Source organism: Pseudomonas endophytica (assembly GCF_001411475.1).
Lineage (GTDB): Bacteria > Pseudomonadota > Gammaproteobacteria > Pseudomonadales > Pseudomonadaceae > Aquipseudomonas > Aquipseudomonas endophytica.
On the sequence record NZ_LLWH01000198.1, the window covers coordinates 81,039 to 101,980 of the forward strand.

Below are 20,942 nucleotides of genomic sequence, written 5' to 3' on the forward strand. Positions count from 1 at the left end.
CTGACCTAGACCAACTCACTGCAAAAAACTAAAAAAAACCGCGCAAAAAACATCAGGAGCTTCAGATGAAACAGTTTTTTCTGGCATCACTGTTAGGCACCAGCATCGCCCTTTGCACCTCGGCCATGGCCGCCGATGTCGATTTAAAAGCGCTCGAAACCGCCGCCAAGGCTGAGGGTGCCGTGAACAGTGTTGGCATGCCCGATGAGTGGGCCAACTGGAAAGGCACGTGGGAAGACTTGAACAAATTGTATGGCCTCAAACATGTCGACACCGACATGAGCTCGGCACAAGAAGTGGCCAAGTTTGCCGCTGAAAAAGACAACGCCAGCGCTGACATCGGTGACGTCGGTGCAGCCTTTGGCCCCATCGCCGTGGCCAAGGGCGTGACCCAACCTTACAAGCCGAGCACTTGGGAGCAGATCCCAGACTGGGCCAAGGACAAAGACGGTCACTGGGCGCTGGCCTACACCGGCACCATCGCGTTTATCGTCAATAAAAAGCTGCTGCACGGCTCTGAAGTGCCCAGCAAATGGTCGGACTTAAAAACCGGTAAATACAAAGTCTCGATTGGTGATGTCAGCACTGCGGCTCAAGCCTCCAACGGTGTACTGGCGGCCGCCCTTGCCAACCAAGGTGATGAGAAGAACATTCAGCCGGCCCTGCTGATGTTTGCGGATATTGCCAAGCAAGGTCGCTTGTCGCTGGCCAACCCCACCATCGCCACCATGGAAAAAGGTGAAGTTGAAGTGGGCGTGGTCTGGGATTTCAATGGCCTGAGTTACAAAGCCAAAATGGCTAACCCAGATGATTACGTGGTGCTGATCCCGTCTGATGGTTCTGTGATTTCGGGTTACACCACCATCATCAACAAATACGCCAAACACCCGAACGCGGCCAAACTGACCCGCGAATATATCTTCAGTGATGCTGGCCAAACCAATCTGGCCCGTGGCAACGCTCGTCCGATCCGCGCCGAGCACTTGACCCTGCCTGACGACGTAAAAGCAAAACTGCTGCCGAACGAGCAGTATAAAAATGTAACGCCGATCAAAGACGCTGAAGCGTGGGAAAAAACCGCGAAGGCCCTGCCGCAAAAATGGCAAGAAGAAGTCATTATCAATATGCAATAAGCCCCGCCCTCGCTCTGTAGGCGCTGGCGCAGGCTGTGATCTTTAAGATCAAAAGATCGCAGCCTTCGGCAGCTCCTACGAGGTTTTCCGAGTTTGAGGGTTGTAGTTTGCCGAGCCCTGTAGAAGCTTGCTGGCGATCTTTTGATCGTTAAAAGATCGCGAGGCAAGCTCGCGCCTACAGATTCTGTGCTTTATCTGCGGAGTCGCAGTACATGAAACACAACGTCATTGACGTCGCCCATGACAAACCGCTGTGCCAACGCTTATTGAGGCCCGCCCCATGACCCGTGGTAAATGGCTGGCATTGTTGTGTCTCGCACCCTTTGCAGTGGTCTTTGTCGTGTTCCAGATCGCGCCATTGGTGTGGGTGATGATTCACAGCCTGCAATCAGAAGAAACCGGCTGGGGGCTGGATAACTTCAGTCGAATTTTCGCCTCGAAGTTTTATTTACAGGCCATTCAGCACAGCTTAGAGATCAGTTTCTGGTCCAGCCTGTTTGGCATTGTGATTGCTGTGTTGGGGAGTTACTCACTGCACAAAGTCGACTCGAAATTGCGTAACTTTGTGAATGCGTTCGCCAACATGACCAGCAACTTCTCCGGGGTGCCGCTGGCGTTTGCTTTCATCATTTTGCTGGGCTTTAACGGCAGTATCACGATCATGCTTAAACAGGCGGGGATCATCGAGGACTTCAACCTCTACTCCAAAACCGGCCTGATTATTTTGTACACCTACTTCCAGATCCCGCTCGGCGTGTTGCTGCTGTACCCCGCTTTTGATGCGCTACGCGAAGACTGGCGCGAATCGGCGTCGTTGTTGGGGGCCAACAGTTGGCAGTTCTGGCGCTTTATCGGCCTACCCGTGCTGACACCGGCGTTGCTGGGTACATTTGTGATTCTGCTGGCTAACGCCTTAGGCGCCTACGCCACGGTGTATGCCCTGACCACCGGTAACTTCAACGTATTGCCGATTCGGATTGCCGCGATGGTGTCGGGGGATATTAGCCTAGATCCAAACATGGCCAGTGCGCTGGCAGTGATTTTGGTGGGGTTGATGACCTTCGTCACGCTGGTGCATCAGTGGCTGTTAAAGAGGAGCTACCATGTCGCGCGCTGAAAGCCCAACGGCCAGTGTTTACCACCGAACGGTGGTTTACCTGTTGTTCATTATTTTGTTATTGCCGCTGCTCGGCACGTTTGTGTACTCAATTGCCAGCAGTTGGTCAGCCACCGTTTTACCTAGCGGCTTTACCTTCAAGTGGTACTCACAGCTGTGGAGCGACCCGCGCTTTTTGACCGCCTTTGGCCATTCGCTGCTGATTTGCTTCGGCTCTTTGCTGCTGTCAGTCGTGCTGATTTTGCCGTTGCTGTTTGTGGTGCATTACCACTTCCCCAAGCTCGACGCGCTGATGAACATTCTGATTCTGCTGCCGTTTGCCGTACCGCCGGTGGTGTCATCGGTGGGTCTGCTGCAACTGTACGGCTCGGGGCCGTTGGCGATGGTCGGCACGCCGTGGATTCTGATCGGCTGCTACTTCACCGTTGCCCTGCCCTTCATGTACCGAGCCATCACCAATAACCTGCAAGCTATCCACCTGCACGATCTGATGGACGCTGCCCAACTGCTGGGCGCAAGCACGTGGCAAGCTGCGTTTCTGGTGGTGTTACCCAATTTGCGCAAAGGGTTGCTGGTGGCGTTGTTATTGTCGTTCTCGTTCCTGTTTGGCGAGTTTGTGTTTGCCAACATATTGGTCGGCACGCGCTACGAAACGTTGCAAGTGTTCCTCAACAACATGCGTAACAGCAGCGGCCATTTCACCAGTGCGCTGGTGATCTCTTACTTCCTCTTTGTACTGGTGCTGACTTGGGTTGCCACCTTCCTGAACAAGGACAAAAGCCAATGAGTTTTGTCAGCATCGAACACCTGCAAAAAACCTATTCCGGCACGCCGGTGTTCAGCGATATCAACTTCACTATCAGCAAAGGCGAGTTCGTGACCCTGCTCGGCCCGTCGGGTTGCGGCAAGTCAACGCTGCTGCGTTGCATCGCCGGGCTAACCCCGGTCGATGAAGGCAAAATCCTCCTCGACGGCCAAGACATCGTGCCGTTAAACCCGCAAAAGCGCGGGATTGGCATGGTGTTTCAAAGCTACGCGCTGTTCCCCAATATGACCGTTGAACAAAACGTGGCTTTTGGCTTGCGCATGCAAAAGGTCAACGCCAATGACAGCCAGAAACGTGTGAGCGAAGTGCTACAACTGGTAGAGCTCAATGACTTTGCCAAGCGCTACCCGCATCAACTGTCGGGCGGTCAGTGCCAGCGTGTGGCGTTGGCTCGCTCGCTGGTCACACGCCCACGTCTGTTGTTGCTGGATGAACCACTGTCTGCACTGGACGCGCGAATCCGCAAACATTTGCGTGAACAGATTCGTCAGATTCAGCGTGAACTGGGGCTGACGACGATTTTTGTCACTCACGATCAGGAGGAAGCGCTGACCATGAGCGACCGCATCTTCCTGATGAACCAAGGCAAAATCGTACAAAGCGGCAATGCTGAGAGCCTCTACGCCGCGCCAGTGGATGTGTTCGCCGCCAGTTTTATCGGCAACTACAACGTGCTAGACGCCGAGGCGGCCAGCCGGTTGCTGCAGCGCCCAGTGGCCAGCCGCATCGCAATTCGCCCAGAAACCTTGGGTTTGAGCCTGCAGGGCGAGCCCGACACGTTGATCCGCAATCACAGCCTGCTGGGCAATGTGATCCGCTACCGGGTTGAGGTGCGCGGCGTTGAGCTGATCGTAGACGTGCTCAATCGCTCAGCCGCCGATTTGTACCCTGACGGCCAGCGCGTGGCGTTGTCCATCGATTCCAGCGCCTTATGTGAGGTAGCCTGATGCTTTTGAGCACAATGAGTAGGGAGTTGCACTGATGGCCCTGGCAATTTTTGACTTGGATGAAACGTTGATTCACGGCGACTGCGCAACCCTGTGGAGCGAGCAAATGGGCCGCTTGGGTTGGGTCGACCCGCAAGCGTTTATGACGCGTAATAACGAGCTGATGGACGCTTATAGCCAAGGCAAACTAAAAATGGAGGAGTACATGGCCTTCAGCCTGGAGCCCTTGATCGGCCGCACCCCGCAAGAGATCGAACATTTGGTTGGGCCGTGGGTTGAAGACTTTATCGAACCGATTATTTTCAGTGAGGCGACTAAAACTGTTGCCGCCCACCGTCAGGCCGGGGACCGCATTTTGATTATCTCGGCTTCGGGCACGCACTTGGTTAACCCCATTGCCGAGCGTCTGGGCATTGATGAAGTGTTAGGCATTGAGCTAGCCGTTGAACATGGCGTGTATAACGGCAAAACCGTTGGCACCCTGACCTACCGCGAAGGCAAGATCACTCGGCTGCTGGAGTGGCTTGACGAGCAAGAAGACAACCTTGAGGGCGCGAGCTTTTATTCCGACTCTCGCAACGATTTGCCGTTGCTGCTTAAAGTGGATCATCCGCACGTGGTTAACCCGGACCCAGTCTTGCGTGAACACGCGGAAAAGGCCGGGTGGCCGATCCATCATTGGAAATAAGCGGATCGTGGACTTGCTCGCGGTCTTTTAAACGTTAAAAGATCGCGAGCAAGCTCGCGCCTACGGGCTGTGTGCGTCTGGTTTAAACCAGGGTTGGGTCGATCACCAACACCAATTTGCCTGACACCTGATTGCTGGCCAACTCGGCAAACGCCGCTTGCGCTTCTGCAATCGGAAAGGTTTTGGCTAGTTGCGGGCTTAAACGACGCTCGGTAAACAGCGGCCATACCTGCTGGCCCAAATCACTGAGCAAGTCGGCTTTGAATTGATCGCTACGGCTGCGCAAGGTCGAACCCAGCAACTGGATACGCTTGCCCAGCACCAAGGCCATATCCAGCTCGGCCTTGCGCCCGCCCATCAAACCAATCAATACCCAACGCCCATCCAGTGCCAGCAATTTGAGGTTGGACTCAACATAGTTGGCGCCGACCGGGTCCAGGACGACATCAAACGGGCCTAGCGCTTTGAGACTTTCCAGGCCTTCAGTGCGCACTGCCCCACCTTGGGCACCAAGCGCTTGGCAGTAGGCCAAACGCTCAGCCGAGCCGACGGTCACCCAGCACGGGCTGCCAAACGCCTTACACAGCTGAATAGCGGCTGAACCCACACCACTTGCCCCGGCATGCAGCAACACTTTTTCACCCGGCTTGAGCGCGGCCAGTTGAAACAAATTCAACCAAGCGGTGCTGTAGACCTCGGGCAAAGCTGCCGCCTCGATCAGCGACAAGCCTTCGGGGATCGGCAAGGCATGACGGGCGTCGACCACCACTTCTTCAGCCATGCCACCGCCCGACAACAGCGCACACACACGGTCACCGATCTGCCACGACGAACCTGGGCCGACTTCGCTAACGACGCCCGAGCATTCCAACCCCAACATCTGGCTGGCCCCAGGCGGTGGCGGATACAAGCCCATGCTTTGTAAAAGATCAGCTCGGTTAAGGCCCGCAGCCGCGACACGAATTCGGATTTGTCCTACATCACAACGTGGGCTTGGTTCTTCAACCCACGTCACTTGTCCCTCAACGCCTTGCAATGCTTTCACAGTGCCTCCATAGTGAGTCCGGACTGAGCCCGGCGCTGCTGCACCGGGCTTCTTGCATTATGCGACCGGTTCTTACGGAACCGGCGACTTCAAAGACGGCCTAATATGCGTTATCAATTGCCCCCGCGTCGACTCAGCATGAAGCATTTATTCCCTAGCACCGCACTTGCACTCTTTATTGGCTTAAGCGTTTTGCCGTTTTCAGCCAACACATTCGCCGCTAACAGTTGGGATAACCTTCAGCCCGATCGTGATGAGGTCATTGCCAGTCTTAACGTCGTTGAGCTGCTCAAACGCCATCATTACAGCAAGCCGCCACTGGATGACGCTCGTTCCGAGATCATCTATGACAGCTATCTGAAGCTGCTAGACCCTTCGCGCAGTTACTTTCTGGCCAGTGATATCGACCAGTTCGACAAGTGGAAATTTAAGTTTGATGATTTCCTCAAGAGCGGCGATCTCGATCCCGGCTTCACCATTTACAAACGCTACTTAGATCGCGTCAAGTCGCGCCTAGACTTCGCCCTTGGCGAATTGAACAAGGGCGTTGATTCGTTCGACTTCAACACCAAGGAGAGCTTGCAGATAGATCGCAAAGACGCTCCGTGGCTCAAGACCGAAGCTGAACTCAATGATCTGTGGCGCAAACGCCTAAAAGACGAAGTTCTGCGTTTGAAAATCGCCGGCAAAGAGCCTGCAAAAATTCAGGAACTGCTGACCAAGCGCTACAAGAATCAATTGAGCCGCCTTGATCAGACCCGCAGCGAAGACATCTTCCAGGCGTATATCAATACCTTCGCCATGTCTTACGATCCGCACACTAACTATCTGTCACCCGATAATGCGGAAAACTTCGACATCAACATGAGCCTGTCGCTTGAAGGCATCGGTGCTGTGTTGCAGAGCGATAACGATCAAGTGAAGATCGTACGCCTCGTGCCCGCAGGCCCCGCCGACAAAACCAAGCAGGTTGCTCCGGCTGACAAGATCATCGGCGTTGCCCAAGGCGACAAAGAGATGGTCGACGTCATCGGCTGGCGCTTGGACGAAGTGGTCAAGCTGATTCGTGGCCCTAAAGGCTCTGTCGTACGCCTGGAAGTGATTCCGGCAAGCAACGCGCCTAACGATCAAACTAGCAAAATTGTGTCCATCACCCGTGAAGCGGTGAAGCTTGAAGAACAGGCGGCGAAAAAGTCGATCCTCAACCTCAAGCAAGACGGCAAGGACTACAAACTGGGTGTGATTGAGATCCCGGCGTTCTACTTGGACTTCAAGGCCTACCGCGCTGGTGACCCGAACTACAAGAGCACGACTCGCGACGTTAAAAAACTGCTGACCGAGTTGCAAAACGAAAAAGTCGATGGCGTGATTATCGACCTGCGCAACAACGGCGGCGGTTCCTTGCAGGAAGCCACCGAGCTGACCAGTCTGTTTATCGACAAGGGCCCAACGGTTCTGGTGCGTAACGCTGACGGTAAAGTCGATGTGCTGGAAGACGAAAACCCAGGGGCATTCTATAAAGGCCCAATGGCGTTGCTGGTCAACCGCTTGTCAGCGTCGGCATCTGAGATTTTTGCCGGAGCCATGCAGGACTACCACCGCGCTTTGATTATCGGCGGCCAGACCTTCGGCAAGGGGACGGTGCAAACCATTCAGCCGCTAAACCATGGCGAGCTGAAACTGACACTGGCCAAGTTCTACCGGGTGTCCGGTCAGAGCACCCAGCATCAGGGCGTGCTGCCTGACATCGCTTTCCCGTCGATTATCGACACCAAGGAAATCGGTGAAAGCGCGCTGCCAGAAGCGCTGAAGTGGGACACCATCCGCCCTGCGATCAAGCCTGCGGCTGACCCGTTCAAGCCCTTCTTGCCTCAACTTAAAGCAGATCACGATGCCCGCGTGGCAAAAGATGCCGAGTTCATCTTTATTCGCGACAAACTGGCCTTGGCCGACAAGTTGATGGCCGAGAAGACCGTTAGCCTGAACGAGGCTGACCGTCGTGCTCAACACGCGGACATTGATGCCAAACAGTTGACCATGGAAAACGCCCGCCGCAAGGCCAAAGGCGAAGCTCCGCTCAAAGAAATGAAAAAAGAAGACGAGGATGCACTGCCGGTTGAGCCGGAAAAGACCAAGCCAGAAGACGACGCCTACCTGAGTGAAACCGGGCGTGTACTGCTGGACTACCTCAAGCTCAACCCACAGGCCAGCAAGAAGTAAAGCCGTACTGTATAAGCGAGTTAGCTCGCTTATACAGATCTGGTTATAAAAAGGGCGGGCCGCATAAAGCGACTCGCCTTTTTTGTTTTACGCTTCTTCGTGTTCGTAGCTATGTTCGAACACACGAACCACTTCTGAAGCATGCCATGAGGCCGCCGCAACGCCATCTGGCGGCCCGGAGAAACGCCCAAGACGTTCCACACACTCAAAAAAGCCGGTACGTGGTAGCCGGCTCGCACCTTGGCTGATGACCAACGAACTGCGCAATGGCTGCTGCGCTTTAACGTCCATCGCCGCCAGATGCTCAAGCGCACTGGTTAGGGTCAGCATTGCCGGGCTGGGCAGTTGTAAGCGCTCTAGTAGTGCACGGTAGGTGACCAAGTGCCGCTGTCGACGCGCTTGATCAAGCTCAGCCAGTAACCCATCCCAGTGTTGACGACTGATACGTACGTTCATGAGGCTTCCCTCCAGCCTGCAATACCCAACTCCCAAGCCAAGCTACGACGGATGGCAAGGTCGGGCAGACGTTCACCGGTTTCGATCATGTCAAGGTATGAAGGGCTGATGCCCACCGTACGTGCCAACGCCTCTAAACCTAAACCCTTGCTTTCGCGCAAGCCACGCAACTGATCAAGACCTAGCAACTGATGCACAGGCTCTTGTAGCGCTTGCTCTATTGGTGAGGCAGTGGATGTGAGAGTTGCTGCCGGCTCATTGATACCGGCCGCCTTTAGTAATGCTTGATAGCTTGCCCATGAAAGAACCGCGTATTCGGGCTCTCCATTGCGCTTGATAATTTGAAGATCCATTGCTAACCCCGTCAGATTCGTGCACATATCAAGTCGGAATTTTCCTTAGAAGCTTAATCCTAACAGCCGACGAGGTCTTCGGGGTTTTTGATCTCACTGTCTGTATTTGCAATCAACATTGGAATAAGCCCGATGAGCGGCAAATGTTATCCACACAAATTGTGGATAACCTTGTGAACAGAGCTGATTTTTATCTCTGAAAGCCACGCCCTATAAGGGCTGCGCTCAGATCGGGCATTTTTCACACACATAAAAAAACCCATAAATTCATTGACTTGGTAGTCAACAACTACTAGTCAGCAGAAGATAGAGGCTCAGTAACCGCTGGTCGGGTACGCCGATGAATGGCTCAACTTGGCCGACCAGAAACGACAACGCCCCGTAAGAAGAGCAAAGCTGTTCACTTAAGAAAAGCGCACGACAGCTGTAGGAGCAGCCGATCGACGCTCGATTGCTCGCGATCAGTTAAACATCAAAAGATCGCGAGCAAACTCGCTCCTACACTGTAGGACTTTTACTTAAGTGAACAGCAATGCCCTTAAGTACGGGGCGTTGCTTTAAGACAAAAGCTGCTTATTTGGCAGCATCTGCCTCTGGTTTTGTTGGGTCTTTGATGCCCAGCAGTTCCAGATCGAATACCAGCACCGAGTTGGCTGGAATCGCCGGGCTTGGGCTTTGCGCGCCGTAGGCCAGCTCACTAGGGATGTACAACTTGTACTTCTCGCCTACATGCATCAGTTGCAGACCTTCAACCCAGCCTGGGATCACGCCGCTTACTGGCAGATCGATCGGAGTACCGCGCTCAACCGAGCTGTCGAACACTTTGCCGTCAATCAGCTTGCCTTCGTAGTGAACGGTCACCACGTCAGTCGCTTTAGGCTGAGGGCCATCGGCTTTTTTGATCACTTCGTACTGTAAGCCAGAAGCGGTCGTTACAACCCCAGCTTTCTTGGCGTTTTCTTCTAGGAACTTTTTACCTGCTGCAGAGGCCTCGTCGCTCATCTTGGTCAGACGCTCTTCAGCACGTTTTTGCAGGGCGGCGAACGCTTCGATCAGTTCGTCATCCTTAAGCTTTTGTTCTTTCTTGCCAACGGCATCTTCGATGCCCAAGGCGACGGCTTTGGAATCTAAATCATCCATGCCTTCTTGAGCCAGACTTTTGCCCATGTTCAGGCCAATGCCGTAAGAGGCTTTTTGCGCCGGGGTTTTCAGCTCTACGCTGGTCTGCGAATCACAACCCGCCAGTACCAGGCTTACCAGAGCCACAGCTGCCGCCAACCGATGCTGTTTCATGCTATTTCCTTGTTCATGCGCCAAATGGGCAATCGAATAAAGCCGCGAGCTTATCAGGCGGCCGCAACCAATGGCTACCGGCATGAGAGGTGCAAATCGCGGATAAGTTCAGGCTTAAAACACAATTCATAATTACCGCAATTATTGCTTACACATCTAGCAAGCTATCGCTCATCTCGCCCAACACGCCGCCAGCGCTTGATGCTAGTCGCGGGCTCAGGCATAAGACTGGAAAAAATCCTACAAGGAGCGTTACTTTGCGATTGTTTTACCGTGTGCTTTCAGGGATTGCACTGATCTTGGCACTAGGGCTGTGTATTGTTATTTACTATATCGCCAACCCCAGACTCCCCTTCTACACCGCGCCCCAGCATGTGCACTACCAAGACCAGTGGAGTGAGGCTGACCGGCAAATTTATTACTACACCCCACAGGGCACGCAAGTTAAAGGCTTGCATTACGACTGGTTCAGCGCCCTTGAACTGCCGTTTTCAACACAACGCTTTGCTGCGCCAGAGTATTTAGCCCGCTTTGGGTTTTTGGTCGACCCTAAGCAACAGCCCAGCGTGGCGAATCCCGCCAACTTACCTGTAGGCTTCACTCGCCACCAAAACCCCGGCAGTAACGTTGAGTACCTGGATATCACCTGCGCCGCGTGTCATACCGGCGAACTGCGCTTCAAGGGGCAAGCGCTGCGCATAGACGGTGGCCCGGCACATCACGTGCTGCCCTCCAGCGTACCGACGTTGCGCGGCGGCAGCTTTGGTCAGGCGTTGGTCGCGAGCCTAGCAGCGACCTACTACAACCCGTGGAAATTTGAACGCTTTGCTCGCAAGGTCTTGGGCGACAATTATGAAGCCGAGCACAAACAGTTGCGCAAAGACTTCAAAACCTCGCTGAACACGTTTTTGACGGTGGCCTGGAATGACACTCACCGCGGGCTGTATCCCACTCTAGAAGGGCCTGGCCGCACCGATGCCTTTGGCCGTATCGCCAATGCCAGCTTCGGTGATGCGATTTCACCCGACAACTATCGCATTGCCAATGCGCCAGTGGACTACCCACACCTGTGGGATATCTGGACGTTTGATTGGGTGCAGTGGAATGGCTCAGCCCAACAACCGATGGCACGTAACATTGGCGAAGCCTTGGGCGTTGGCGCCACGCTGAATTTCTTCGACAGCCATGGCCAGCCACTGCAAGGCGATGAACGATACCCGTCGAGTGTGAGGGTACATGACTTGAATCTGATTGAAGAAACCTTGCAAAAACTTAAGCCACCCGTCTGGCCAGAAGATCTGTTCGGCAATATAGATCGTCCGCTGGCAGCTAAAGGTCGCGCACTGTTTGCCGAAAACTGCGCGGCTTGTCATGTCCCGCCCGTGCTTGAAGAAAAGGGTCGTAAGGTCAAGCAACTGAGAATGTTACCGATTGACGTCATCGGCACCGATCCCAACAGCGCCAGCAACATCGCAGACAATCGCTATGACCTGAGTGCCCTGCAATGGGACCCAGCTGAATTGGCCGCCCTGAACGTAGAGCTGCTGCCCAAGCAAGAGCAGCCAATAGACCTGCACCAACTGTCAGTGGCCAAAGGCTTAGCGTACGTCACTGCCTTTGTCGAAAAGCGTGCCTACAAAGACGCCACTGTCGGCCCTGAGGAACAGGCTCGCCTCAACGGTTTTGGCCTGCCGATTGGCGTCATGGAGTTGCGCGCCTATAAGGCACGACCGCTGGATGGCGTCTGGGCTACGCCGCCCTATCTGCACAACGGCTCTGTACCGACGGTGTATCAGTTACTCTCGCCGCAATCAGAGCGCGACCAACGTTTTTATCGCGGGAACGTTGAGTACGATCCGCGCCATTTGGGCTACCGCACACAAGCCTTTGAAGGCGGCTTTTTGCTCGACACGCGCATCAGTGGTAACCACAACAGCGGTCATGAGTTTCGCGCTGGGCCACGGGGTCACGGTGTGATTGGTCGGCAGTTGCAACCCGAAGAGCGCTGGGCATTGATCGAGTACTTAAAAGTGCTTGGCAGCCCGCTCGAACACCAGTTGCCCAACCCATAACGATTTAAAAGGAAGTGTGCATGTTAACCACGATATGGCTTCGACTCGGCACTTGGCTGGGCAAGCTGTTGCTGGCCCTAATTGTGCTGGGGCTACTGGGCTGGGCGCTGACTACAGGCTGGTATGCCTGGAAGTACCGCGGCCCGGTTTCGGCCCAAGAGCAGATCCCGGCTGATGAGGCGGCGATGACTCAAGACACGATCCAGACAGCAATCAGAATCGTCGATCAACATCGCGATAACACGCGTTATTTGCGTGACGCCCACGCCAAAGCGCATGGCTGTGTGAAAGCCCAAGTCAAGGTACTGGAAGACCTCGACCCTTCGTTGCGCCAAGGCGTATTCAAGACGCCAGGCCAGACCTGGCAAGCAGTCATGCGCCTGTCCAACGGTAACGCTTACCCGCAATTTGACAGCATTCGCGACGCTCGCGGCATGGCGATCAAATTGCAGGACGTGCCGGGAGCGCAATTGATGCCGAGTCAGCAAGGACGTGCCGAGCAAGACTTTGTGATGTTCAACCATCCCAACTTCTTCGTCAGCGACGTGGCAGAGTATCGTCAGAACATCGCGGCCCAAGCCGACGGTAAAAAAGTGCTGGCGTTTTTCCCGTCTTGGGACCCGCGCAGTTGGCAAGTACGCCATCTGTTTATCGCATTGGCTACCCTGGCTCCCGCGCCTGCAAGCCCAACACAGACCACCTACTACTCGGTGTCGCCTTACAAGTTCGGGACGGCCAATGCCAAATTCAGAGTTGCGCCGGACGCAGACAACTGCCCGGCGTACGACCTGCCCAAACAGAATCAGGCACTGCCGAACTTCTTGCGCAATGCCTTGGCTCAGCAGCTCTCTACAGACCGGATGCCCGCCTGCTTTGTGTTGCAGATCCAGCGCCAGAACGCCAATCGGTACATGCCTATTGAAGACACCAGCATCGAATGGAAAGCCTCAGATGCGGCCTTCCAGACCGTGGCGCGGATCACTGTAGAGCCTCAAGACTTCGACACGCCAAGCCAAAACTTAGCCTGTGACAACCTGTCGTTTAACCCTTGGCACGGGCTCGAGGAACATCGACCGATTGGCGGTATCAATCGTTTACGTAAAGCCGTTTACGACTCGGTCAGCCAATACCGCCATGCTCGTAACGCTGAGCAGTAACAGCCACAGCCCCGCGCCCGGGTGTCAATTCGGGCGCTTTAGTGAACAGGCAGCTCAACCCGTTCAAACAGCTCTTCAAGCTCCTGTTTGTTATGGCAGGCAATTGCCTTTGTCATCACTTCGCGGGTCAGGTGTGGAGCAAATTTCTCAATGAAATCGCACATAAAGCCTCGCAGGAAGGTGCCGCGACGGAAGCCAATTTTAGTGATGCTAGATTCGAATAGCTCGCTGGCATCGAGGACTATCAAGTCTTTGTCCAACTGGGTGTCCACAGCCATTTTGGCTACGATGCCCACCCCCAGCCCCAAGCGTACGTAGGTCTTGATGACGTCCGCGTCGGCGGCAGTGAAAACTACTTTTGGCGTCAGACCGCGTTGGCTGAAAGCTTCGTCCAATTTGGAACGGCCAGTGAAGCCAAACACGTAGGTCACGATCGGGTATTCAGCCAGTGCCTCAAGGGTCAACTTGGGCAACTTAGTCAGCGGGTGGCCTTGGGGCACGACCACACAGCGGTTCCAGCGATAGCACGGCATCATCACCAAGTCGCCGAATAACTCCAACGCTTCAGTTGCAATCGCAAAATCAACGGTGCCATCAGCGGCCATCTCAGCAATTTGCATCGGCGAGCCTTGGTGCATATGCAAAGCAACATCTGGGTATTGCTTGATAAAGTTACTGATTACCGGCGGCAAGGCATAACGCGCCTGAGTGTGCGTAGTCGCAATCGACAGCGTGCCTTTTTTCTCGTTGGAAAACTCTTGAGCAATCTGTTTGATGCTCTCGACCTTGCGCAAAATCTCACCCGCAGTGGTGATAATGCGTTCGCCAGCAGGTGTGACACGGGTCAGATGCTTGCCGCTGCGTGCAAACACTTCAACGCCCAACTCATCTTCCAGCAGACGGATCTGTTTACTGATCCCCGGCTGAGAGGTGTAAAGACTCTGTGCGGTTGCTGAAACGTTGAGGTCGTGGTGCGCCACTTCCCAGATGTAGCGCAGTTGTTGAAGCTTCATATGCATCCCTCAGAGCAAATAGGCGCCATGAGTATCGGCGGCGATATATAACTATATGGAAGGTCAGAAGAATAAATCTAGAACTTTTTTATCGTTTTTAGCCATTCGCCACCTTCACCCATCGCCACGACGCCGACGCTGTAGCAGAGGTACTAGATATACCGGCATCTGCGCCTGCTCTACGACGCGGGCTGCAGTACGCCCCAAATGGTTATTCCCCCCATTGGGCTGGCCATGGCTGCCGAGAATGAGCAGCATCATCGGGTAATTCATCTCGCAGGCTATCGAGTACACGCTGCTCAATGTTTGACAGCATGGTGGTCATACCCTGGCGTTGCAGTTCATTTAACGCCTGCTCGTCAAGGTAGCTCTGTAATACCGACTCGGCGAACAGCCCCATTGGTTCCACCACGTGAAGCACATACAAATCTGCCTTAAAACTGCGGGCCAAGCCTAAAGCGTGCTGCATCACAACCGGAGCATAAATGCCGAGGTCTGTGGCGTAGAGTATCGAACGAATCATGCGACCTCCTCGACAAGTAGTTGTGGCCGAGATCAACTCAGCTTAGCAGCGCTCAGAGAAGTTCGATGACCCGCGTGATGGGTAAAGTGCGGGGTTAACCGTAGGCTAAATCCATCAGGTGATGAAAGGTTCAGGGCAGATCGTCAGGCTCGCGCAATAAGACCAGCTTAATGTGGCGCGTCAGCTCGCCTTGGTTCAGGCGCGCGTTCAACTGACCGTAAAATGCGCCATCACGTACCACAAACAGCGCCGGCAAGTGGAAGATTTCATAACGCTCGACCAGCCCGCCGTTTTCACCGGCGTCGATCCAATACAACTGGTCGATGGGTAACTGCAGGTTGGGCAACAGGTTGTGCGCCATACGGCAACTCGAACATCCGGTACTGGTGAATACCACTAACGAGGTGCCGGGTTGGCTCAACAGGCGCTGGTCTGCATCAAAGTCAGTCAATTGCATTTCAGTCACTATACTCAGAAAAACAACATCAAATTGCTAGCACTTGGAGTGTGTGTACATGGGTCGCTTTTTACCTCACCCAGACGATGTGCCTGTCCAGATTACCCCTCGTAAACACGCCTCTCTTGCGCGCCAGAAGCTGCACTCTATCAGCCTCGGCGGTGTCGCTTGTAACAGTGATAGAGGCTGGCGGCGCGGCGCGGCAGTTGATATGTACATGCCAACCTTGGGCGAAGCCGCGCATTATCCTGGCTATATAGCCTGGTGTGAAAAGCGTGCCGAGGGTTATCGCATAGGGGTGGCTTTTACCGATGATCAAACCTTATTTGGTGCGCGCATGGGTGAGCAGGTTTGCCAGATCGAACACTATTCCCGTCTGCAGCATCAGTCCAACCTCCCATCCAACAGCCAGCAAACGCTGGCCCTAGAGTGGATTAACCGACACGCCGCAGAGTTTTCTCAAGAGACTGTGGATCGTGTATTAGGCACTGTCGATGCATCAGCCTGAACCCTGATACAAATCGCGCCGGATTAAACCAGTGGCTGCCCATTGTCCAATTACCGGTTAACGCGTTAAGGTTCCGCTCCCCGATGCGCTCAATCATGCTGTGCTCCGCCGCACGGGGATCGCTGGCGGCCGGCACCCGTGACCTGACGAGTAACACGATGGCTGATTTACCGATCGACGACCTAAACGTTGCCTCCAACGAAACCCTGATCACACCTGCACAGCTCAAACGCGAGATTCCTCTCAGCGCAGCAGCACTGCATACCGTGAACAAAGGGCGCGAGGTGATTCGCAATATCCTTGATGGCAAAGACCATCGCCTGTTCGTTGTTATCGGGCCTTGCTCGATCCACGACCTTAAAGCGGCTCATGAGTACGCCGAGCGGCTGAAGGTGCTCGCGGAGCAAGTCAGCGACACGCTGTATCTAGTGATGCGCGTTTATTTTGAAAAACCACGTACCACCGTGGGCTGGAAGGGTCTGATTAACGATCCGTATCTGGACGACTCTTTCAAAATCGAAGACGGCCTGCACATTGGCCGAAAACTACTGCTGGACCTGGCTGAGATGGGCCTGCCAACGGCCACTGAAGCCCTTGATCCAATTTCCCCGCAGTACCTGCAAGACCTTATCAGCTGGTCAGCGATTGGGGCGCGTACCACCGAATCACAAACTCACCGCGAGATGGCCTCCGGTCTGTCTTCGGCAGTAGGTTTTAAAAACGGCACGGATGGCGGGCTTACCGTCGCCATCAACGCTTTGCAGTCGGTCTCTAACCCGCACCGTTTCTTGGGCATCAATCAAGAAGGCGGCGTGTCAATCGTGACTACCAAGGGTAATGCCTACGGGCACGTGGTATTGCGCGGTGGCAATGGCAAGCCCAATTATGATTCGGTCAGCGTGGCAGTTTGCGAGCAAGCGTTGGCTAAAGCAAAAATCATCCCGAACATCATGGTCGATTGCAGCCACGCCAACTCCAACAAGGATCCGGCACTGCAACCGTTGGTGATGGAGAACGTTGCGAATCAGATCCTTGAAGGTAATCAGTCGATTATTGGCCTGATGGTCGAAAGTCACCTGAATTGGGGTTGCCAGGCGATCCCTAAAAACCTTGATGATCTTAAGTACGGTGTTTCGATCACCGATGCCTGCATTGACTGGGAGAGCACCCAAAGCACCTTGCTCAGCATGCATGCCAAGCTCAAGGACGTGCTGCCTAAGCGGGCGCGCGGCTGATTAATCAGCGCGTAAAAAACGCCGGGTAAGCCCGGCGTTTTTTTATGCTATTTCAGGTCTTAGCCTGACTGCGCTTGTGACGCTCCATATAGCGCTCTACGTATGAGCACGAAGGGATCACCTCGTAGCCCATTTTCTCGGCGTAGTCGAGCGCCTGCTCGGTCAAAGCGGCCGCGATACCACGGCCACGCAGGGCGTTGGGTACAAATGTGCGGTATATATCCAAAGTCTGCTTACCCAAATCCATGTAGGTCAGGTAGGCGCGGTGACCGTCAACAGTGGTCTCAAACTGGTGACCTGCCTGGTCATGGTGGATGGACAGCGCCTCGCTCATCATTACTCCTCGCGGGTCTTGGACTGTGGCCTCTACCTTACTCATGTTTTTGTGTCGAGGGAACCCAGAGGCTGGTCCATATCATTGAAGTCATACGACAACGGGAACAGTTCCGAAACCTACACATTGACAGCAGTCGGGACGCCGACAGACACAATTAATATTAGTCGCTCTCGCAATTCATGCGCGGTGTGTGCTCGTGCGCAGAGACAAACGGATCACACCCATCTCTCAAAGGATGTTCCAGACACTGCAACAGAGACGCTCACTTAACACTTTTCGCAAGGTCGAAGCTAAGACGCATTCGATCTTGCGAAGTCACTATAGGCTGTCTTTATATTTGCTCGTCGCTTGCTCAAGCCCCTCAAAAACGAGCTGGTTTTTCGGACACAATCGGTTAAATCTAGCTCAAGGGCATTGATTGCCAAATATTTTTTTTGGTTCTTGCGTTAGGTCAGTTTACTTACTACAAGTAATGGGTAGTATGTACGCCGGCTGTTTCCTCATGTTGAAGGAGCAGCTTTAATTAGAAAGTCCTTGAAGGGGAACACGATGAACAACGTTCTGAAATTCTCTGCTCTGGCATTGGCCGCAGTTCTGGCTACCGGTTGCAGCAGCGTATCTAAAGAAACTGAAGCCCGTCTGACTGCAACTGAAGATGCAGCAGCTCGTTCCCAGGCTCGTGCTGACGAAGCCTACCGCAAAGCTGACGAAGCTCTGGCTGCTGCTCAAAAAGCACAGCAGACTGCTGATGAAGCTAACGAACGCGCTCTGCGTATGCTTGAAAAAGCTAGCCGCAAGTAATAGTCCTTCGGGATTATTATCGAAGCCGACCCATTCATGGGTCGGCTTTTTTTATGCCCTTAGAGCAACTAAGCAGGCCATAAAAAACCGCCAAGGCGTTAACCGTGGCGGCTGTTTTATTGCTTTATCGGGCTACTGAACGTAGTCCAGCGACTGCCCTTGTTGCACTGTGGCGTTGGCGACGCCGATCTCTTCAGGCATTCCGGTTTCAGCAACGACAACAGGGAAGGCTTTGTCTTTATCAATCTGGATGAGGTTTTGCGGATCTTGATGCTTGAGCAGGAAGTTCATGAAGGCTGTGTACATGTTCTGCTGGTCTTCAGGCTTCAAATGAGATTTGTTGCTCTCTGCGATCAAAGAGCCATCTTTGACATTTAAAGGCTCGTGCACTTCAAGAAAGACCTTACCGTTACTGATACCGAGTTTGTACGGTTCGTTAATAATGCGAACCGGCGTACCCACCGGCACTATATTGGCCAGTTCAAGCACGTTTTTATTGAGCATACGGAAACAACCATGGCTGGTGCCCGTACCAATACCAAACTTCGCGTTCGAGCCATGAATTAGATACCCAGGCATCCCAAGGGTGAACTTGAAGGGGCCTAACGGGTTATCTGGCCCAGCCGGTACAACGTTAGGCAGTGGATCACCATTGGCTGCGTGTTCAGCTTTGATTGAAGCCGGAGGCGTCCAGGTTGGGTTAGGGGTTTTAGCCGTAATTTTGGTCAACCCCAAAGGCGACCCCCAACCTTCACGGCCAATGCCCAGTGGAAAGGTGTAAACCTTGTTTTCATCCTTGGGGAAATAATACAGCCGATACTCAGCGAGGTTGATCACAATGCCTTCACGCTTGCCTGGCGGCAAGATGAACCGCGTTGGCAAAACAATATCCGTGTCAATGACCGAACCATCGAGGTTTTTTTTGACCGGTAACCAAGCATCGACGCCAGGGTTGGCTGCAATCATTTCCGAGTAGCCTAGCTCGTATTGATTGCCCAGGTCCGAGAAGGAGTCTTCGTACTTGCCCTTGATGACTTGCACCTGCCCGACCACGTCGTCACCCGGCGGCGGTAGAGGAAACTCAAGCGCATAAACAGGTGCCGCAACACACAACGCGGCAACTGACAGAGAACGGGTGAAAACAGGTAAGCGCGAGAACATCCGGAAGATCCTTCGCATAATCATCAGGGGACAAAAAGGGAGTGTACACGCCGCCTTGGAAAGCAGGGAGGCGTGGTCGCCAGTCGTAGGGTTGCAAACACGTTACATCATAATTCAAAGCGCAACTCAGGCCAGATCGGCTCAGTGCCACGGCGCTGTGACTCAATAATTGCCCGGCACAGCGGGCAAAGCCGGTGATCTTGAAAAACCTTGCGCGTGACATCTGACCAACGCGGCTGGGCGGGTAATAACGAGCCGCATAATGTGCGGTCAATGGTGCCGCCCAGCTCCAATTGGCGTGTTACCAAATGCACCCGTACTTCCTGGCAAGCGAACAAATCGAGCTGCTCATCGGGCTCGATCAGTTGATAAGCATATAAAGACCAGGCAGGACGCGACATCAGGGGCTCCAAATCGGGGGGGCGCCACATTAGCCGAAACCATGCCGCTAGAAAAGCATCAAAGCAGTGGTTTTAGGGTTGGCCACACATTATCGAGCAAACGGCCTTGTGCATTGGCCTTCGGATGCAGTCCATCGAGCTGAATAAACTCAGGATGCCCTCCCACGCCCTCCATGAAAAACGGCACCAGAGCAACCTTTTTCTCGCGTCCCAGGTCGCTGTATACCTTGGCAAAAGCCTGGTTGTAGCGCGGGCCATAATTGGGCGGCAATAACATGCCGAGCAACAGCACTTTGGCTCCCGCTTTTTGCGACTTATCTATCATCTCAGCAAGATTTTGTTTCAATTGAGCCGGAGGCTGGCCTCGCAGCCCGTCATTAGCGCCCAACTCAATAATCACCACCTGCGGTTTATGCTCCGTAAGCAACGCTGGTAAGCGTGCCAGCCCGCCTGCGCTGGTGTCACCACTGATAGACGCATTGACCACTAGGTCGTTGTAGCCTTGCTCCTTCAACCGCTGTTTCAGCAAAGAAGCCCATCCCAGACGGGTATCCAGGCCCAAAGCAGCGCTGATACTATCGCCAACGATCAAGATTGTTCCCGCAGCTGCATTCTGCGCTATACACATCAGGGCAAGTGCAGCACTTAAAAACCACGTACGCATTGGATTCTCCATGGGCGAAAGTATTCTCACCGCGCAGAACCTTAGCAAAGTGGTTCTCAGCGCGGAAGGCGAGTTAACCATCCTGCACCCTTTAAGCTTGGAACTGCGCAAAGGCGACAGCCTAGCCATTATCGGCGCATCCGGTTCCGGCAAATCCACTCTTCTGGGCTTGCTCGCGGGGTTAGACCTGCCCAGCCGAGGCGAAGTCATTTTGGCTGGGCATGCGCTCAGTACATTAGATGAAGATCAGCGCGCCCGGGTGCGCGCCGAACATGTTGGCTTCGTGTTCCAGTCATTCCAATTGCTCGACAGCCTCAACGCATTAGAAAACGTCATGTTGCCGCTGGAGCTAGATGGCAGCAAGGATGCCCGCCAACAGGCGCAGCATCTGCTCGAGCGCGTCGGTCTTGGCCAGCGCCTGAGCCACGCCCCGCGCCAGCTGTCCGGCGGTGAGCAGCAGCGTGTCGCCATCGCGCGGGCATTTGCCGCCAACCCCGATGTGTTATTTGCCGATGAACCCACTGGCAACCTCGAC

The 20,942-nt window shown here is 54.1% G+C and carries 22 protein-coding genes and 1 pseudogene; 12 read left to right on the forward strand and 11 right to left on the reverse strand.

The window, feature by feature from the left end; all coding sequences use genetic code 11:
- Positions 1–65: 65 nt before the first annotated feature.
- From AQS70_RS18000 to AQS70_RS18020, 5 genes are all read left to right on the forward strand, one after another.
- A complete protein-coding gene (locus AQS70_RS18000; protein WP_055104108.1) occupies positions 66–1,133 on the forward strand; it encodes an ABC transporter substrate-binding protein in 1,068 nt (355 codons plus the stop codon).
- Between the two features lie 280 nt (positions 1,134–1,413).
- Entirely contained in the window at positions 1,414–2,250 is an 837-nt protein-coding gene (locus AQS70_RS18005; RefSeq protein ID WP_055104109.1) for an ABC transporter permease, read from the forward strand.
- Complete coding sequence (locus AQS70_RS18010) at positions 2,237–3,037, forward strand: ABC transporter permease (RefSeq protein ID WP_055104110.1); 801 nt, start codon at positions 2,237–2,239, stop codon at positions 3,035–3,037. The genes AQS70_RS18005 and AQS70_RS18010 overlap by 14 nt, the downstream gene beginning before the upstream one ends.
- Complete coding sequence (locus AQS70_RS18015) at positions 3,034–4,023, forward strand: ABC transporter ATP-binding protein (RefSeq protein WP_055104111.1); 990 nt, start codon at positions 3,034–3,036, stop codon at positions 4,021–4,023. The genes AQS70_RS18010 and AQS70_RS18015 overlap by 4 nt, the downstream gene beginning before the upstream one ends.
- Positions 4,024–4,057: 34 nt before the next feature.
- On the forward strand, positions 4,058–4,711 hold the full coding sequence (locus AQS70_RS18020; protein ID WP_055104112.1) for an HAD family hydrolase: 654 nt from the start codon (positions 4,058–4,060) through the stop codon (positions 4,709–4,711).
- A gap of 82 nt (positions 4,712–4,793) precedes the next feature.
- Here AQS70_RS18020 and AQS70_RS18025 read toward each other — a convergent pair whose 3' ends face one another.
- Positions 4,794–5,756, reverse strand: a complete 963-nt coding sequence (locus AQS70_RS18025) for an NAD(P)H-quinone oxidoreductase (protein WP_055104113.1) — start codon at positions 5,754–5,756, stop codon at positions 4,794–4,796.
- 138 nt (positions 5,757–5,894) lie between these two features.
- On the opposite strand from AQS70_RS18025, the gene AQS70_RS18030 reads away from it, so the two are divergent.
- Positions 5,895–7,976 (forward strand): carboxy terminal-processing peptidase, encoded by a 2,082-nt coding sequence (locus AQS70_RS18030; protein ID WP_164488194.1) that lies wholly within the window; start codon positions 5,895–5,897, stop codon positions 7,974–7,976.
- Positions 7,977–8,063: 87 nt separating this feature from the next.
- On the opposite strand, the gene AQS70_RS18035 is transcribed toward AQS70_RS18030, so the two are convergent.
- The 3 genes from AQS70_RS18035 to AQS70_RS18045 all read right to left on the reverse strand — a co-directional run bounded on the left by AQS70_RS18035 (position 8,064) and on the right by AQS70_RS18045 (position 10,078).
- Positions 8,064–8,432 carry a hypothetical protein gene (locus AQS70_RS18035; RefSeq protein ID WP_055104115.1) on the reverse strand — a complete coding sequence of 123 codons (369 nt, stop codon included), beginning with the start codon at positions 8,430–8,432 and terminating at the stop codon, positions 8,064–8,066.
- Entirely contained in the window at positions 8,429–8,785 is a 357-nt protein-coding gene (locus AQS70_RS18040) for a helix-turn-helix domain-containing protein (protein WP_055104116.1), read from the reverse strand. Before AQS70_RS18040 ends, AQS70_RS18035 begins: the two co-directional genes overlap by 4 nt.
- A 573-nt stretch (positions 8,786–9,358) precedes the next feature.
- The gene (locus AQS70_RS18045) at positions 9,359–10,078 is read right to left on the reverse strand and encodes a BamJ family beta-barrel-assembly machinery protein (RefSeq protein WP_055104117.1); all 720 of its coding nucleotides are present in this window, start codon (positions 10,076–10,078) and stop codon (positions 9,359–9,361) included.
- Positions 10,079–10,335: 257 nt separating this feature from the next.
- Here AQS70_RS18045 and AQS70_RS18050 point away from each other — a divergent pair, with 257 nt between their 5' ends.
- Entirely contained in the window at positions 10,336–12,150 is a 1,815-nt protein-coding gene (locus tag AQS70_RS18050; RefSeq protein WP_055104118.1) for a di-heme-cytochrome C peroxidase, read from the forward strand.
- A gap of 20 nt (positions 12,151–12,170) precedes the next feature.
- Positions 12,171–13,307 carry a catalase family protein gene (locus AQS70_RS18055; RefSeq protein ID WP_055104119.1) on the forward strand — a complete coding sequence of 379 codons (1,137 nt, stop codon included), beginning with the start codon at positions 12,171–12,173 and terminating at the stop codon, positions 13,305–13,307.
- A 38-nt stretch (positions 13,308–13,345) separates the two neighbouring features.
- On the opposite strand, the gene cysB is transcribed toward AQS70_RS18055, so the two are convergent.
- From cysB to AQS70_RS18070, 3 genes and pseudogenes are all read right to left on the reverse strand, one after another.
- Positions 13,346–14,320 (reverse strand): HTH-type transcriptional regulator CysB, encoded by a 975-nt coding sequence (gene cysB / locus AQS70_RS18060; protein WP_055104120.1) that lies wholly within the window; start codon positions 14,318–14,320, stop codon positions 13,346–13,348.
- Between the two features lie 114 nt (positions 14,321–14,434).
- Positions 14,435–14,843: pseudogene (locus tag AQS70_RS18065) on the reverse strand (universal stress protein).
- 130 nt (positions 14,844–14,973) lie between these two features.
- Entirely contained in the window at positions 14,974–15,300 is a 327-nt protein-coding gene (locus AQS70_RS18070; RefSeq protein WP_055104121.1) for a thioredoxin family protein, read from the reverse strand.
- A 58-nt stretch (positions 15,301–15,358) separates the two neighbouring features.
- Here AQS70_RS18070 and AQS70_RS18075 point away from each other — a divergent pair, with 58 nt between their 5' ends.
- Positions 15,359–15,808 (forward strand): PilZ domain-containing protein, encoded by a 450-nt coding sequence (locus tag AQS70_RS18075; RefSeq protein WP_055104122.1) that lies wholly within the window; start codon positions 15,359–15,361, stop codon positions 15,806–15,808.
- Between the two features lie 158 nt (positions 15,809–15,966).
- Positions 15,967–17,043: a 3-deoxy-7-phosphoheptulonate synthase gene (locus AQS70_RS18080; RefSeq protein WP_055104128.1), complete on the forward strand. Its 1,077-nt coding sequence runs from the start codon at positions 15,967–15,969 to the stop codon at positions 17,041–17,043.
- Positions 17,044–17,095: 52 nt separating this feature from the next.
- Here the strand turns inward: AQS70_RS18080 and AQS70_RS18085 are convergent, their stop codons facing one another.
- Positions 17,096–17,377 (reverse strand): GNAT family N-acetyltransferase, encoded by a 282-nt coding sequence (locus AQS70_RS18085; protein WP_055104123.1) that lies wholly within the window; start codon positions 17,375–17,377, stop codon positions 17,096–17,098.
- A gap of 552 nt (positions 17,378–17,929) precedes the next feature.
- Between AQS70_RS18085 and oprI the strand changes: the two genes are divergently transcribed.
- Positions 17,930–18,181: an outer membrane lipoprotei OprI gene (gene oprI / locus AQS70_RS18090; RefSeq protein ID WP_003172710.1), complete on the forward strand. Its 252-nt coding sequence runs from the start codon at positions 17,930–17,932 to the stop codon at positions 18,179–18,181.
- 132 nt (positions 18,182–18,313) lie between these two features.
- On the opposite strand, the gene AQS70_RS18095 is transcribed toward oprI, so the two are convergent.
- The 3 genes from AQS70_RS18095 to AQS70_RS18105 all read right to left on the reverse strand — a co-directional run bounded on the left by AQS70_RS18095 (position 18,314) and on the right by AQS70_RS18105 (position 20,407).
- The gene (locus AQS70_RS18095) at positions 18,314–19,342 is read right to left on the reverse strand and encodes a L,D-transpeptidase family protein (RefSeq protein WP_055104124.1); all 1,029 of its coding nucleotides are present in this window, start codon (positions 19,340–19,342) and stop codon (positions 18,314–18,316) included.
- 107 nt (positions 19,343–19,449) lie between these two features.
- Positions 19,450–19,743 carry a hypothetical protein gene (locus tag AQS70_RS18100; RefSeq protein WP_003446817.1) on the reverse strand — a complete coding sequence of 98 codons (294 nt, stop codon included), beginning with the start codon at positions 19,741–19,743 and terminating at the stop codon, positions 19,450–19,452.
- Between the two features lie 58 nt (positions 19,744–19,801).
- Positions 19,802–20,407, reverse strand: coding sequence for an arylesterase (locus tag AQS70_RS18105; RefSeq protein WP_055104125.1), 606 nt, complete (start codon positions 20,405–20,407; stop codon positions 19,802–19,804).
- 10 nt (positions 20,408–20,417) lie between these two features.
- On the opposite strand from AQS70_RS18105, the gene AQS70_RS18110 reads away from it, so the two are divergent.
- A partial coding sequence (locus AQS70_RS18110) for an ABC transporter ATP-binding protein (RefSeq protein ID WP_055104126.1) occupies positions 20,418–20,942 on the forward strand: 525 nt, incomplete at its 3' end.

What these genes read in the sequence shown, in the direction of transcription:
- AQS70_RS18000 (WP_055104108.1), top strand. Translation starts at nt 66, where the DNA reads ATGAAACAGTTTTTTCTGGCATCACTGTTAGGCACCAGCATCGCCCTT.
- AQS70_RS18005 (WP_055104109.1), top strand. Translation starts at nt 1,414, where the DNA reads ATGACCCGTGGTAAATGGCTGGCATTGTTGTGTCTCGCACCCTTTGCA.
- AQS70_RS18010 (WP_055104110.1), top strand. Translation starts at nt 2,237, where the DNA reads ATGTCGCGCGCTGAAAGCCCAACGGCCAGTGTTTACCACCGAACGGTG.
- AQS70_RS18015 (WP_055104111.1), top strand. Translation starts at nt 3,034, where the DNA reads ATGAGTTTTGTCAGCATCGAACACCTGCAAAAAACCTATTCCGGCACG.
- AQS70_RS18020 (WP_055104112.1), top strand. Translation starts at nt 4,058, where the DNA reads ATGGCCCTGGCAATTTTTGACTTGGATGAAACGTTGATTCACGGCGAC.
- AQS70_RS18030 (WP_164488194.1), top strand. Translation starts at nt 5,895, where the DNA reads ATGAAGCATTTATTCCCTAGCACCGCACTTGCACTCTTTATTGGCTTA.
- AQS70_RS18035 (WP_055104115.1), bottom strand. Translation starts at nt 8,432, where the DNA reads ATGAACGTACGTATCAGTCGTCAACACTGGGATGGGTTACTGGCTGAG.
- AQS70_RS18040 (WP_055104116.1), bottom strand. Translation starts at nt 8,785, where the DNA reads ATGGATCTTCAAATTATCAAGCGCAATGGAGAGCCCGAATACGCGGTT.
- AQS70_RS18045 (WP_055104117.1), bottom strand. Translation starts at nt 10,078, where the DNA reads ATGAAACAGCATCGGTTGGCGGCAGCTGTGGCTCTGGTAAGCCTGGTA.
- AQS70_RS18055 (WP_055104119.1), top strand. Translation starts at nt 12,171, where the DNA reads ATGTTAACCACGATATGGCTTCGACTCGGCACTTGGCTGGGCAAGCTG.
- cysB (WP_055104120.1), bottom strand. Translation starts at nt 14,320, where the DNA reads ATGAAGCTTCAACAACTGCGCTACATCTGGGAAGTGGCGCACCACGAC.
- AQS70_RS18070 (WP_055104121.1), bottom strand. Translation starts at nt 15,300, where the DNA reads ATGCAATTGACTGACTTTGATGCAGACCAGCGCCTGTTGAGCCAACCC.
- AQS70_RS18075 (WP_055104122.1), top strand. Translation starts at nt 15,359, where the DNA reads ATGGGTCGCTTTTTACCTCACCCAGACGATGTGCCTGTCCAGATTACC.
- AQS70_RS18080 (WP_055104128.1), top strand. Translation starts at nt 15,967, where the DNA reads ATGGCTGATTTACCGATCGACGACCTAAACGTTGCCTCCAACGAAACC.
- AQS70_RS18085 (WP_055104123.1), bottom strand. Translation starts at nt 17,377, where the DNA reads ATGAGCGAGGCGCTGTCCATCCACCATGACCAGGCAGGTCACCAGTTT.
- oprI (WP_003172710.1), top strand. Translation starts at nt 17,930, where the DNA reads ATGAACAACGTTCTGAAATTCTCTGCTCTGGCATTGGCCGCAGTTCTG.
- AQS70_RS18095 (WP_055104124.1), bottom strand. Translation starts at nt 19,342, where the DNA reads ATGTTCTCGCGCTTACCTGTTTTCACCCGTTCTCTGTCAGTTGCCGCG.
- AQS70_RS18100 (WP_003446817.1), bottom strand. Translation starts at nt 19,743, where the DNA reads ATGTCGCGTCCTGCCTGGTCTTTATATGCTTATCAACTGATCGAGCCC.
- AQS70_RS18105 (WP_055104125.1), bottom strand. Translation starts at nt 20,407, where the DNA reads ATGCGTACGTGGTTTTTAAGTGCTGCACTTGCCCTGATGTGTATAGCG.